Genomic DNA, 12,303 nt, shown 5'->3' with positions numbered 1-12,303 from the left:
AGGCGGATGATGGGCTCGAAACTGTCGATCACGCTGTTGTCGATCAAGCTCCTGGCTCTCGCCGCGTTCACCACGGCTGCGCAGGCGCAGGACAAGACTCAGGACAGGAGCAGCGACATCATCGCGCGCGGCGAATATCTCGCCCGCGCCGGCGATTGCACCGCCTGCCACACCGCGCCGGAAGGCCGCCTGTTCGCCGGCGGCCGCGCCATGCCGACCCCGTTCGGCACGCTCTACACCTCCAACATCACGCCGGATTCCGAGACGGGCATCGGCAAGTGGAGCGCCGACGATTTCTACAAAACCATGCATAGCGGCCGCTTTCCGGATGGCGGGCTGATCTATCCGGCGATGCCGTTTGCATCCTACACAAAGGTCACGCGCGCCGACAGCGATGCGATCTTCGCGTATTTGCGCTCGATCGCGCCGGTGAACCAGAAGAACAAGCCGCATGACTTGCGCTTCCCCTACGACAACCGCCAGCTCATCCTCGGCTGGCGCACGCTGTTCTTCAGCGAGGGCGAGTTCAAGCCTGATCCGAAGAAATCGGCGGAATGGAATCGCGGCGCCTATCTGGTCGAGGGCCTCGGCCATTGCGGCATGTGCCATTCGCCGATCAACGCGCTCGGCGGCACCTCGCAATCGGACGCCTTCAAGGGCGGACTGATCCCGATGCAGAATTGGTACGCGCCCTCGCTGACGTCCAATCGCGAGGCCGGGCTCGGCGACTGGAGCATCAAGGACATCACCGATCTGCTCCAGACCGGCGTCTCGGCGCGGGGCGTGGTCTACGGCCCGATGGCGGAGGTCGTGCACAACAGCCTGCAATATCTCAACGACGAAGACACCCGCGCGATGGCGGTGTACCTCAAGAGCATCGCGGAGCCCTCGCCTCCGCCGGCCGCGAGCTCGGCGCTGCCGACCACCGAGAGCAGCCTGCTGATCAGCCTCGGCAAGACCGTCTACGACAAGAACTGTGCGAGCTGTCATGGCGCGCAGGGCGAAGGCAAGCCGCCGCATTGGCCCCCGCTCGCCAACAACCAGTCGATCGAGATGCAATCGGCGGTCAACCCGATCCGCATGGTGCTCAACGGCGGCTATCCGCCCGGCACCAAGGGCAACCCGATGCCCTACGGAATGCCGCCCTTCGCAGGCCTCCTCTCCGACAACGAGGTCGCCGCCGTCGTCTCCTATATCCGCACCGCCTGGGGCAATCGCGGCACGCCGGTCTCGGCGCGCGAAGCCAACGAGCTGCGCTCCGCACCGCTGAACTGAGAGGCGCCAGAGATTCGTCATGCTCAACTCCGACCCGCCGACCAGCCCAGCCGCCGCCGACCAGGCCGTCGAGGACGTCGTTGCGCAAGGGCCCTCCGGCGCGATCGTGCTCGCCGGCATCGCCACGGCCTGCGTGATCGCGATGTGGCTTGCTTTCTACCTGTTCGTCTTCCTGCCGCGCGGACCGCTGCAATGAGCGCCGAGGACACCCATGGAAGCGCCGAGGTCGCGGCCCGCGTCGAACGGCGCTGGGCCACCGTCGCCGTGATCATCATCGTGATGATGGCGCTGCTGGCGGCATTCGCCGGCATCCATCGCGCGACCATGCCGCAGCCCCGCGTCGAGATCACCGATCCGTCCCGGATCCATCTGTCCGGCGAATTCGTCGAAAGCAATCTCGGCAGCGTGCTGGAGACGAGCGGCAACGTGACGGTGCGCGCGATCGGCCAGCAATATTCCTTCACGCCGGCCTGCATCGTGGTGCCCGTGGACACGCCGATCACGCTGCGTGCCACCAGCGCCGACGTCGTGCACGGCATCCTGATCCAGGGCACCAACGTCAACACCATGCTGGTGCCGGGCTACGTCTCCGAGCAGCTGATGCGCTTTACCAGGACTGGCGATTATCTGATGCCCTGCCAGGAGTTTTGCTCCTTCGGCCACGAGGGCATGTGGGGCAAGGTCAAGGTGATCGGCAAGGCCGAATTCGCCGATCGTGCGAAGGGTGGCGGGAGGCTGAGCTGTGTTGGTCAATAGGAAGCTCATCCTCGCCCATTTCTGGCTCGCTTTTGCGGTGTTCGGCATCGCGCTGACGCTCGGCGCCTGGCAGATGTTTATCCGCAGCCCGATCGGCAGCTGGCTGTCCAACCCCGAGCTCTACTACCGCTCGCTGACCGCGCACGGCACGGTGATGGGCTACGTCTTCCCGACGCTGGTGGCGATGGGCTTTGGCTACGCCATCAGCGAGTCTGCGCTGGAGCAGCGCCTGGTCGGCGTGCGCTGGGCCTGGACCGGGTTCTGGCTGATCGTCATCGGCAGCGTCATGGCGGTGATCCCGATCGCGCTGGGCCGCGCCTCCGTGCTCTACACCTTCTATCCGCCGCTGATCGGCAATGTCTTCTACTATCTCGGCGTCGTGCTGGTCGTGGTCGGCTCATGGATCTGGGTCGCGCTGATGTCGATCAATCTGCGCGTCTGGCGCAAGGCCCATCCCGGCGCGCCGGTGCCGCTCGCCATGTTCGCCAACGTCGCCGGCTCATATCTGTGGGCCTGGACCGCGGTCGGCGCCGCGCTCGAGCTGCTGCTCCAGATTATTCCGGTGGCGGCGGGGCTGAAGAACACCATCGATGCCGGTCTTGCCCGAGTCTTCTTCTCCTGGACGCTGCACGCTATCGTCTATTTCTGGCTGATGCCGACCTACATCGCCTATTACGCCATCGTGCCGCGCGCGATCGGCGGCCGCATTTATTCCGACAGCATGGCGCGGATTTCCTTCATCCTGTTCCTGGTCGTGGCGATGCCGATCGGCATGCACCACACCTTTGCCGACCCGCAGGTCGGCGCCGGCTTCAAGTTCATCCACTCGGCCTTCACGGCGCTGGTCGCGCTGCCGACGCTGCTGACCGTGTTCACGATCTGCGCCTCGGTCGAGATCGCGGCACGCCTGCGCGGCGGCCGCGGCATGTTCGGCTGGCTCAGGGCCCTGCCCTGGGACAATCCGATGATGCTGGCGCTGGCCTTCTCCTTCGTCATGCTCGGCTTCGGCGGCGCCGGCGGCCTCATCAACATGAGCTATCAGCTCGATGCCTCGATCCACAACACGCAGTGGATCACCGGCCATTTCCACCTGATCTTCGGCGGCGCCATCGTGATCATGTATTTTGCGATCGCCTACGATCTCTGGCCGCATCTGACCGGGCGTGAGCTGATCGACATCCGCCTGATCCGCACCCAGCTCTGGCTGTGGTTCATCGGCATGATCGTGACGACCTTCCCATGGCACTGGGTCGGCATCCTGGGCATGCCGCGCCGCATGGCTTATTTCGACTTCGGCGATCCCGCCATTGCGCCGCAGGCGCTCTCGGTCACCTTCTCGGCCATCGGCGGCTTCATCCTGCTCGCGTCGGGCATCATGTTCATCGTCATCCTGGCCCGCGGCATGCGTGCACCGCAGGTCGAGGCCGGCCCCTACCGTTTTGCGCTGGCCGTGCATCAACCGGCGACCGTGCCGGTCGCGCTCAACACGCACGCGCTGTGGGTGGCGCTGATGATCGGCCTCACGCTCACCAATTACGGCTACCCGATCCTGACGCTGGCGCTGACCGAGGGCACGTCAGTTCCGGCCGTCTATGTGGGAGCGCAGTGATGAGCACGCGCGACCTGTTCACCTTCCGTAACAGGTATTTCAAGTTTGGCGTCGGCATTACCGCCGCGATCTTCATCGTGACGGCGATTGCCGGCTTCATCGTGCTGCCCTTCGCGCAGCCCTGGGTCCAGTTCGCCAACGTCTGGGACGCGATCTGCAGCGCCGCCGGCGTGCCACAGCGTGCGGCGAGCATCGCGGTACCCGAACAGGCAAAACGCCTGTCGGAGGTCGTGCTGACCTCGCACACGCTGTCGCGTCCGAGCCAGGAGGCGATCGGCCGCGGCGCCACGCTGGCGCAGCGCTGCGCGATCTGCCACGGCCCGACCGGCATCAGCCGCGCGGACTCGCCCAACCTCGCCGGCCAGTATGCGGCCGTGATCTACAAGGAGCTGCACGATTTCCGTTCCGGCGCGCGCACCAATGCCGTGATGTCGCCGTTCGCCGTCAATTTGACGGACCAGGAAATTGCCGATCTCTCGAACTACTATGCCTATCTGCCGCGGCTGCCGGCCTATCACCCGACGCCGCAGCTGCCGAAACCCAACATCGTCATCTACGGCGCGCCGATCCGCGGCATAGCGCCCTGCGGCGCCTGCCATGGCAGTCTGGACAACAAGACCGGCAGCCCCTGGCTCGAAGGCCAGTCCGAGGCCTACATGAAAGCGCAGCTGCAGGCCTTCGCGGCCGGCGAGCGCCGCAACGACATCAGCCAGCAGATGCGCAACATCGCGCGCGCGATGACGCCGCAGGAGATCGAGCAGGCCGCGGCGTATTACGCCTCGCAGCCGCCGGATGTGGTGAAGGCGGTGGATTGATTGCCACCGTCATTGCGAGCGAAGCGAAGCAATCCAGAATCTTTCCACGGAGGGAGTCTGGATTGCTTCGTCGCAAGAGCTCCTCGCAATGACGATGGAGAGAGTGCGCCCTACGTCGACGCCAGCTTCGGCCGGCCGTAGATCGCGTCCGCCCGCTTCTCAAACGCGGCGGAGAATCGCGCGAAGGCGGCGTCGAACATCGAGCCCATCAGCATCGCCAGCATGCGGCTCTTGAATTCGTAGGCGAGGAAGAAACCGACGTCGCAGACGCCCTCACCTTTGGGCTCGAACGTCCAACGGTTTTCCAGATTGCTGAACGGACCTTGCAGATATTCAACCAGGATTTTCAGATTGGCGCGGTCGAGCGTCACACGGCTGGCGAAGGATTCCTTGACCAGCTTGAACGACACCGTCATGTCCGCGATCAGCACCTCGGTGCCGTCGGGCTTCGCCATGCGCTGGCGGACCTTCAGCGCGCTGCACAGCGGCACGAATTCCGGGTAGCGCTCGACATCGGCGACCAGATCAAACATCTCGGACGCGCTGTGGTTGACGCGGTGCTTGCTCGAAACTCGATGCATGATACGTCAGCGGGCGTGAGCTGCCCGCGCAGCCTTCAGTCTCGCGAAATCCTCGCCGGCATGATGCGACGAGCGGGTGAGCGGGCTTGCCGACACCATCAAGAAGCCCTTGGTGTAGGCGACCTTTTCGTAGGACGAAAACTCGTCCGGCGGCACGTAGCGCATCACGGCGTGGTGCTTGCGGGTCGGCTGGAGATACTGCCCGATGGTCAGGAAGTCGACGTCGGCGGAGCGCAGATCGTCCATCACCTGCTGCACCTCGTGGCGCTCCTCGCCGAGGCCGACCATGATGCCGGACTTGGTGAAGATGGTGGGATCGAGCTCCTTGACCCGCTGCAGCAGCCGGATCGAGTGGAAATAGCGTGCGCCCGGCCGCACCGTGAGATAGCGCGACGGCACCGTTTCGAGATTGTGGTTGAACACGTCGGGCTTGGCCGCAGCGACGACCTCCAGCGCCCCCTCCTTGCGAAGGAAGTCGGGCGTCAGGATCTCGATCGTGGTCGAGGGGCACGCGGCCCGGATCGCACGAATGGTCTGGGCGAAGTGCTCGGCGCCGCCATCGGCAAGATCGTCGCGGTCGACCGAGGTGATGACCACGTGGGCCAGCCCCAGCTTGGCGGTCGCTTCGGCCACATTCTGCGGCTCGGCGGCATCCAGCGCATTCGGCAGGCCTGTCTTGACGTTGCAGAAGGCGCAGGCGCGGGTGCAGGTGTCACCCATGATCATGAAGGTCGCGTGCTTCTTGTCCCAGCACTCGCCGATATTCGGGCAACCCGCCTCCTCGCACACAGTATGCAAGCCGTTGGCGCGCACGATGTTGCGGGTGTCGGCATAACCGCGGGTATTGGGCGCGCGCACGCGGATCCAGTCCGGCTTCGGCGGCGAAGCGGAATCGGGACGGTTCACCTTTTCAGGGTGACGTGGGCGCAGCGGGTTCGTGATGGTATCGACAATAACGACCATGGGGTGTCCGGTCTGTTCAGGTCCTACCTAGTCGGTCTGGCCACGCATCGCAACCCGGCTCGCACCGCTTCAGGGAACATGGCAGATATGGGCAATATCCTGCTCTGTTCTCAGGCGATTCTCACCTCGAATGGCTCCAATCTCGAACACCCCACCACCGCGGCTCGGCAGGCTCCTGAAGCGCGCCTTTTTCGCGCGCAGCGTCCACGAGGTCGCGCCCGACCTGATCGGCGCGACGATGCTGGTCGACGGCGTCGGAGGGGTCGTCGTTGAGGTCGAGGCCTATCATCATACCGAGCCGGCGGCGCACTCCTATAACGGTCCGACGCCGCGGAACCAGATCATGTTCGGCCCGCCCGGCTTTGCCTATGTCTACCGCTCCTACGGCATCCACTGGTGCGTGAATTTCGTCTGCGAGGAGGAAGGCTCGGCCAGCGCGGTGCTGATCCGCGCGCTGGAGCCGACGCACGGCATCGCCGCGATGCGCCGGCGCAGACATCTCCAGGATGTGCATGCGCTTTGCTCGGGACCGGGCAAGCTGACGGAGGCGCTCGGCATCACCATTGCGCACAACACCCTGCCGCTGGACCGCCCGCCGATCGCGCTGCATGCGCGGACGAAGGATGTCGAGGTCGCGGCCGGCATCCGGATCGGTATCACCAAGGCGGCCGAGCTGCCCTGGCGCTATGGCGTCAGGGGCTCGAAGTTTTTGAGCAAGCCGTTTCCGAAGTAGGTCTAGGAGGCCTGCTTCAGCCGCTCCAACGCCTCGAGCAGCTTGGCCTTGCGGGCCAGCGCGGCCTCGCGCTTCTCACGCTCCTCCTCGACGACCTCCTCGGCCGCATGGGCGACGAACTTCTCGTTCGCGAGCTTCGACTCGGCGCGCTTGATGTCGGCGTCGGCCTTGCCGACCTCCTTGTCGAGGCGCGTGCGCTCGGCGGCGACGTCGACGACACCCTTGATCGGCAGCGCGGCGACCTCGCCGCGCACGAGCAGCTGAACCGCGCCGTCAGGCGCGCGGTCGGCGAAGGAGATGTCCGACAACCTTGCCATGCGCTTGATGACGTCGGTCCAGCGCGGGGCGCGCTCCTTCGTCTCGACCGAGGCGCCCGCGAGCACCAGCGCCGTCAGCGTTGCCGGCGGGATGTTCATCTCGGCGCGAACCGAACGGATCTGCGTCACGAGATCAATCACCCAGCCGATCTCGGCCTCGGCCTTGGGATCGGTGAAGTCGGCATGGTCGAAGATCGGCAGCACCCAGGCCGGCGAGACCAGCGCATCGGTCGTCCCCGTGGTTGCCGCGAGCACCGCAAGCTGCTCCGGCGTCGGCCCGGCCGGCTTCAGCGGCCATGGCGCCAGGGCGAGCAGCCCGTCGCGCTTGGCCGTCACTTCCCACAGCTCTTCGGTGATGAAGGGCATGAAGGGGTGCAGCAGCTTCAGGATCTCGTCACGCGCCCAGGCGACCATGGCGCGGGTCTCGGCCCGCAGCGGGCCATCTGCGCCGAGGAGCGCAGGCTTTGCGAGTTCCACGTACCAGTCGCAATAGATATTCAGGACGAACCGATACATCGCACTTGCAGCTTCGTTGAAGCTGTGCCCTTCGAGCGCCTCGGTCACCTCGCGAGTGGCTTCCGCTGCCTTGTGTGCGATCCAGCGATTCAGCGGCTCCTTGGCCTTCGCCGGCTCGAAGCCTTCCGGCACGACGCACTCGTTCATCTCGGCGAAGCGGCACGAATTCCAGAGCTTGGTCGCGAAATTGCGGTTGACCTCGACCAGCTGCGACGAAAGCTTGATGTCGTGCGTGTGGGCCGCCTCGCGTGCCAACGCAAAGCGGAGAGCATCCGCGCCGTACTCGTCGATCAGGTTGAGCGGATCGATGACGTTGCCTTTCGACTTCGACATCTTGGCACCCTTCTCGTCGCGGACGAGTCGGTGGATGTAGACCGTCGAGAACGGCGCCTCCTTCATGAAGTGAAGGCCCATCATCATCATACGGGCGACCCAGAAGAAGATGATGTCCCAGCCCGTGACCAGCACATTGGTCGGATAGTAGCGCTGCACCTCGGGTGCGTCTTCCGGCCAGCCGAGCGTCGAGAACGGCCACAGCGCCGAGGAGAACCAGGTGTCGAGCACGTCCTCGTCACGCGTGATGAAGCCTTCGCGCTTATTGCGGTCGAGCGCCATCTCGCGGCCCTGCTCGACCGTGATGACCTCCTGCTCGACGTAATAGCCGAGCGCGTGGCTGACGGCCTCCTCCTCGGTCTCGGCGACGAACACCTTGCCGTCCGGCCCATACCACGCCGGGATCTGATGGCCCCACCAGAGCTGACGCGAGATGCACCAGGGCTGGATGTTCTCCATCCATTCGAAATAGGTCTTTTCCCAGTTCTTCGGCACGAACGACGTTTCGCCCGAACGCACCGCGGCGATCGCAGGCTTCGCCAGCGTCTTCGCGTCGACGTACCATTGGTCGGTCAGATAGGGCTCGATCACGCTGTTCGAGCGGTCGCCATGCGGCACCATGTGGGTGTGCGGCTCGATCCGCTCGACGAAGCCGAACGATTCCAGCCGCTCGACGATGCGCTTGCGCGCAGCGAAGCGGTCGACCTTGTGAAACTCTTCGGCGAATTGCGCGGCGCCTTCGGGCAGATTGCGCAGATAATCCTCGTTGTCGACGAGGTCGAGGCAACCTTCCTTGTCGAGCACGTTGATCCGGGCCAGGCCATGGCGATTGCCGACCTCGAAGTCGTTGAAGTCGTGCGCTGGCGTCACCTTGACCGCACCTGAGCCCTTCTCCGGATCGGAATACTCGTCGGCGACGATTTTGATCTTGCGGCCGACCAGCGGCAGGATGACGTTCTTGCCGACCAGCTTCTGATAGCGCTCGTCCTCGGGATGCACGGCAACGCCGGTATCGCCGAGCATGGTCTCGGGACGCGTGGTGGCGACGACGATGAAGGTCGAGGTATCCTCGGGGTTGAACGTCTTGCCCTCGATCGGATAGCGCAGATACCAGAGGTGCCCCTTGACCTCGGTCTGCTGCACTTCGAGATCGGAGATCGCGGTCAAGAGCTTGGTGTCCCAGTTCACCAGCCGCTTGTCCTTGTAGATCAGGCCGTCACGGTGCAGCTCGACGAACACCTTGATGACGGCCTTCGACAGGCCCTCGTCCATGGTGAAGCGCTCGCGCGACCAGTCGCAGGATGCGCCGAGCCGCTTGAGCTGATTGATGATGGTGTCGCCGCTCTCGGCTTTCCACTGCCAGACCCGCTCCAGAAACTTCTCGCGGCCCATCTCGCGGCGGCCGGGCTGCTGGCGCTCCATCAGCTGCCGCTCGACCACCATCTGGGTGGCGATGCCGGCATGGTCGGTGCCTGGCTGCCACAACACGTCGCGGCCGCGCATCCGCTCGAAGCGGCACAGGATGTCCTGCAGCGTGTTGTTGAGGGCGTGGCCCATGTGGAGCGAGCCCGTCACGTTCGGCGGCGGGATCACGATGGTGAACGGCACGGCGTCGCGGCGGTCGGGACGGCCGGCCTTGAACGCAAGGCTGTCCTCCCACACGACGGACATGCGGGCTTCGATATCGGCGGGCTGGTAATTTTTCTCGATCATGGGGCTGTTAGAAAGCCGCGCGCGGGGGCCAAGTCAACGGAAACGTCAACGGAAAGCCTGGCGGCAACGGGGCTTCCCGGCCCGGCCAGCAGGCCGAACATGACGCACAAGCAGGGCTTTATGAGGGCTATGGGCCGGTCTTACCGGCCGCCGCGCGAGACCCGCTCGATTTCGGCCTTCACGATGCGTTCAACGAGGCCCGGCAAATTGTCGTCGAGCCAGGATTTCAGCATCGGACGCAGCATCTCCTTGACCAGATCCTCCAGCGTCCGGGCATTGCTGCTCAGCACCGTATGGGCCAGGGAATTGAAGGCGGATTCGACCGCGGAGACCGTCGATTGCGCCAGGATCGGCTGCTGCGGCGGCAGCGGCGGGGCATCGAAGTCCACGGGCGCGAAGGACGGTGGCGGGGTCGGGCGCGGCGGCGGCGATTCGGCGAATTCGAGATCGTCGCGCGGCTCGACCTTGCGGAAGCTCGGCGGCGGCGGAGGCGGTGTCGGATCCATCGCCATCTCGTCGGTCAATTCGAGCACGTCGGGCTCAGGCTCTGGCTCTGGCTCCGGCGCGCGGACCTCGGGCGCAGGCGTGGCCGCGTCGAGCCCCGCCAGCAGCGCGTCGATATCGTCCTGGCTGTTCGGTTCCGCCGCAGCTGCGGGTGGCGGCGGTGCCGGAGCGGGCTTTGCAGCCGGGGGTGGTGCGGGCTTCTCGGCGGCCGGTTTGGCCGGTGCGACCTTGGATGGCGGAATGTCGTTTATCGCCTGCGGCTTCGGCGGCGCGGCGGGCGCTGCGGCCTTCTCGGGCTTGGCGGCTTCAGCCGGCGGTGGCTTGGCCTCATCGTCGGCAATGATGCGCCGGATCGAGGCCAGAATCTCCTCCATCGAGGGTTCTGTGACCTTTGCAGGCTGCGTCATCTCCGACTCCACATCATCAACGCCCTCGCATGCGTTGTTTTACACCAAGCACGGCAGGATTGGCCGGTTCCGCAACGAGCCCCCCGACATTTTCGCCGCGGCAGCCCGACTTGTCCCCAGATCACGGCTCAACGTGCGGCGGCGCGCCCCTGCCCTCGGCACTCAACCTTTACGCAAACGACATCGAATGCGGAGCGAATCGACCCGCATCTTCTTGGCAAGGCTATGTCAGGGATTTTGATGATTGCAAGCAAAGCACCGGTCGGCCGCGGCTGTTCGCGAGGCCGACCGGATGACTACGGGAATCAGCGCCCGTCAGGCGTACGCACGCCGCCCCAGCTGTCGCGGACCTGATGGTAGTGAACGCTGGCATCGTAGACCGTGGTCGCAAGACCGAGCACCTGGGGCGACAGACGGCCGACGGCGGAGAGGACGTTATAGGACGCCACCACGCGGTCGTGCTGCGCGGTCACCAGCGCGACGCGCGCGTTGACCAGCGCCTGCTGCGCATTGAGCACGTCGAGCGTGGTGCGCTGACCGGCCTTGGCTTCCTCGCGCACACCGTTGAGTGCGATCTCGGACGCGGTGACCTGCGCCTGCGCGGACTGCACCTGCGCCTTGCCGGCCTGCAGCGTACCCCAGAACTGCACGACGTTCGCGCGGGTCTGGTCACGCGTCGTTTCGAGGTTGAGACGCTGCTGCGCCAGGTTTTCCTTGGACTGGCGGATCAGCGAATATTCTGCTCCACCCTGATAAATCGGCACCGAGACCTGCGCGATCGCGGATGCGTTGAACGAGCGCAACTGAATCAAGGACTGCTCGTTGGACTGCGTGGCCGATGCCTGGACCGTAACCGTCGGCAGCAACGCACCTTCGGCGACTTTGACCTGCAAGAAATTGACGTCGATGCCATACATTGCGGCCGTGACGTTGGGATGCTCGATCAGGCCGAGCTCGACGGCCGAAGCGAGCGTTGACGGCAGGAAGCGGTCGACCGGCGAGCCCGGTGCGAGGTTCGTCGGCTCGTTGCCGATGATGCGGCGGAAGTTCGCCCGCGTCGTGGTGAGGTTCGCTTCCGCGGTGAGCGCCTGCGTCTTGCCGGCCGCCAGTTGCGCTTCCGATTGCGCAACGTCGGTGCGCGTCACTTCGCCGACGTTGAAGCGATCACGGGTCTGCTTCAGCGTCTGCTCGAGCACGCGCACGTTGCTGCGCTGGACTTCCAGCGTGGCGGAATCGCGCAGATAATCCATGTAGGTCGTGGCGGCCTGTAGCAACAGGCTTTGATCGAGGCTGCGCAGCGCTTCGCGCGCACCGGACACCTGACTCTCCGCCGCCCGCGTTCGGTTGGCAGTCTGGTTGCCATTGTAGAGCGTCTGCGTGGCGGTAACTCCGGCGCTGCGAGGCAACACGGATCCGTGGATTGAGTTACTCCCCACGCCGCTCTGCAAATCCGTATATTGATAGCCACCGCTGGCCGTCAGCGAGACCTTGGGCCGATAGCCGGACAAAGCCTGCGGCACGTTTTCGTCGGTGGAGCGCACCTGGGCGCGCTGTGCGTTGAGCTGCGGATTGTTCTGATAGGCGCGCACCAAGGCGGCATCGATCGTGTCCGCCAAGGCAGGCGTCGGCCCGACGAGCGCCAGCAGCAGGACCGAAACCGCTGCTCCGGTGAAGAGCTTCACCCCATGCATCCCAAAATTTCCGTTCATTCTAACGCCCGGCTCGTGCCCGCGAGCTGGGTTATCGTCTACCGAGTGGAGTCGTTGCCCCGCCGCAACATA

At 65.0% G+C, this 12,303-nt stretch carries 11 protein-coding genes; 6 read left to right on the top strand and 5 right to left on the bottom strand.

The genetic code is table 11. The annotated features are described in order from the left end of the window. Positions 1-6: 6 nt before the first annotated feature. The 5 genes from RAD15_RS25115 to RAD15_RS25095 are packed head-to-tail and all read left to right on the top strand — an operon-like array spanning position 7 to position 4,455. A complete protein-coding gene (locus RAD15_RS25115; RefSeq protein WP_458180871.1) occupies positions 7-1,275 on the top strand; it encodes a cytochrome c in 1,269 nt (422 codons plus the stop codon). Positions 1,276-1,294: 19 nt separating this feature from the next. Next, positions 1,295-1,471, top strand: a complete 177-nt coding sequence (locus RAD15_RS25110; RefSeq protein ID WP_458180870.1) for a hypothetical protein — start codon at positions 1,295-1,297, stop codon at positions 1,469-1,471. Continuing rightward, the gene (locus RAD15_RS25105; protein WP_458180869.1) at positions 1,468-2,031 is read left to right on the top strand and encodes a cytochrome C oxidase subunit II; all 564 of its coding nucleotides are present in this window, start codon (positions 1,468-1,470) and stop codon (positions 2,029-2,031) included. Before RAD15_RS25110 ends, RAD15_RS25105 begins: the two co-directional genes overlap by 4 nt. Then, entirely contained in the window at positions 2,018-3,640 is a 1,623-nt protein-coding gene (locus RAD15_RS25100; protein WP_458180868.1) for a b(o/a)3-type cytochrome-c oxidase subunit 1, read from the top strand. Before RAD15_RS25105 ends, RAD15_RS25100 begins: the two co-directional genes overlap by 14 nt. Then, positions 3,640-4,455: a c-type cytochrome gene (locus tag RAD15_RS25095; protein ID WP_458180867.1), complete on the top strand. Its 816-nt coding sequence runs from the start codon at positions 3,640-3,642 to the stop codon at positions 4,453-4,455. The genes RAD15_RS25100 and RAD15_RS25095 overlap by 1 nt, the downstream gene beginning before the upstream one ends. A gap of 110 nt (positions 4,456-4,565) precedes the next feature. On the opposite strand, the gene RAD15_RS25090 is transcribed toward RAD15_RS25095, so the two are convergent. Both RAD15_RS25090 and lipA read right to left on the bottom strand, forming a co-directional pair. Further along, positions 4,566-5,036: a type II toxin-antitoxin system RatA family toxin gene (locus tag RAD15_RS25090; RefSeq protein ID WP_458180866.1), complete on the bottom strand. Its 471-nt coding sequence runs from the start codon at positions 5,034-5,036 to the stop codon at positions 4,566-4,568. 6 nt (positions 5,037-5,042) lie between these two features. Beyond that, positions 5,043-5,999: a lipoyl synthase gene (gene lipA / locus RAD15_RS25085; protein ID WP_458180865.1), complete on the bottom strand. Its 957-nt coding sequence runs from the start codon at positions 5,997-5,999 to the stop codon at positions 5,043-5,045. A gap of 130 nt (positions 6,000-6,129) precedes the next feature. On the opposite strand from lipA, the gene RAD15_RS25080 reads away from it, so the two are divergent. After that, positions 6,130-6,732 carry a DNA-3-methyladenine glycosylase gene (locus tag RAD15_RS25080; protein WP_458180864.1) on the top strand — a complete coding sequence of 201 codons (603 nt, stop codon included), beginning with the start codon at positions 6,130-6,132 and terminating at the stop codon, positions 6,730-6,732. A 2-nt stretch (positions 6,733-6,734) separates the two neighbouring features. Here the strand turns inward: RAD15_RS25080 and RAD15_RS25075 are convergent, their stop codons facing one another. The 3 genes from RAD15_RS25075 to RAD15_RS25065 form a co-directional block, all read right to left on the bottom strand. After that, positions 6,735-9,611 (bottom strand): valine--tRNA ligase, encoded by a 2,877-nt coding sequence (locus tag RAD15_RS25075; RefSeq protein ID WP_458180863.1) that lies wholly within the window; start codon positions 9,609-9,611, stop codon positions 6,735-6,737. Positions 9,612-9,751: 140 nt separating this feature from the next. Further along, complete coding sequence (locus RAD15_RS25070) at positions 9,752-10,522, bottom strand: PopZ family protein (RefSeq protein ID WP_458180862.1); 771 nt, start codon at positions 10,520-10,522, stop codon at positions 9,752-9,754. Positions 10,523-10,827: 305 nt separating this feature from the next. Then, complete coding sequence (locus tag RAD15_RS25065) at positions 10,828-12,213, bottom strand: TolC family outer membrane protein (RefSeq protein ID WP_458180861.1); 1,386 nt, start codon at positions 12,211-12,213, stop codon at positions 10,828-10,830. Positions 12,214-12,303: the final 90 nt, after the last annotated feature.

Source organism: Bradyrhizobium sp. 14AA (assembly GCF_054185205.1).
This window is presented reverse-complemented; position numbering and strand designations above follow the sequence as displayed.

What these genes read in the sequence shown, in the direction of transcription:
- RAD15_RS25105 (WP_458180869.1), top strand. Translation starts at nt 1,468, where the DNA reads ATGAGCGCCGAGGACACCCATGGAAGCGCCGAGGTCGCGGCCCGCGTC.
- RAD15_RS25080 (WP_458180864.1), top strand. Translation starts at nt 6,130, where the DNA reads ATGGCTCCAATCTCGAACACCCCACCACCGCGGCTCGGCAGGCTCCTG.
- RAD15_RS25070 (WP_458180862.1), bottom strand. Translation starts at nt 10,522, where the DNA reads ATGACGCAGCCTGCAAAGGTCACAGAACCCTCGATGGAGGAGATTCTG.
- RAD15_RS25095 (WP_458180867.1), top strand. Translation starts at nt 3,640, where the DNA reads ATGAGCACGCGCGACCTGTTCACCTTCCGTAACAGGTATTTCAAGTTT.
- RAD15_RS25115 (WP_458180871.1), top strand. Translation starts at nt 7, where the DNA reads ATGATGGGCTCGAAACTGTCGATCACGCTGTTGTCGATCAAGCTCCTG.
- RAD15_RS25065 (WP_458180861.1), bottom strand. Translation starts at nt 12,213, where the DNA reads ATGCATGGGGTGAAGCTCTTCACCGGAGCAGCGGTTTCGGTCCTGCTG.
- lipA (WP_458180865.1), bottom strand. Translation starts at nt 5,999, where the DNA reads ATGGTCGTTATTGTCGATACCATCACGAACCCGCTGCGCCCACGTCAC.
- RAD15_RS25090 (WP_458180866.1), bottom strand. Translation starts at nt 5,036, where the DNA reads ATGCATCGAGTTTCGAGCAAGCACCGCGTCAACCACAGCGCGTCCGAG.
- RAD15_RS25075 (WP_458180863.1), bottom strand. Translation starts at nt 9,611, where the DNA reads ATGATCGAGAAAAATTACCAGCCCGCCGATATCGAAGCCCGCATGTCC.
- RAD15_RS25110 (WP_458180870.1), top strand. Translation starts at nt 1,295, where the DNA reads ATGCTCAACTCCGACCCGCCGACCAGCCCAGCCGCCGCCGACCAGGCC.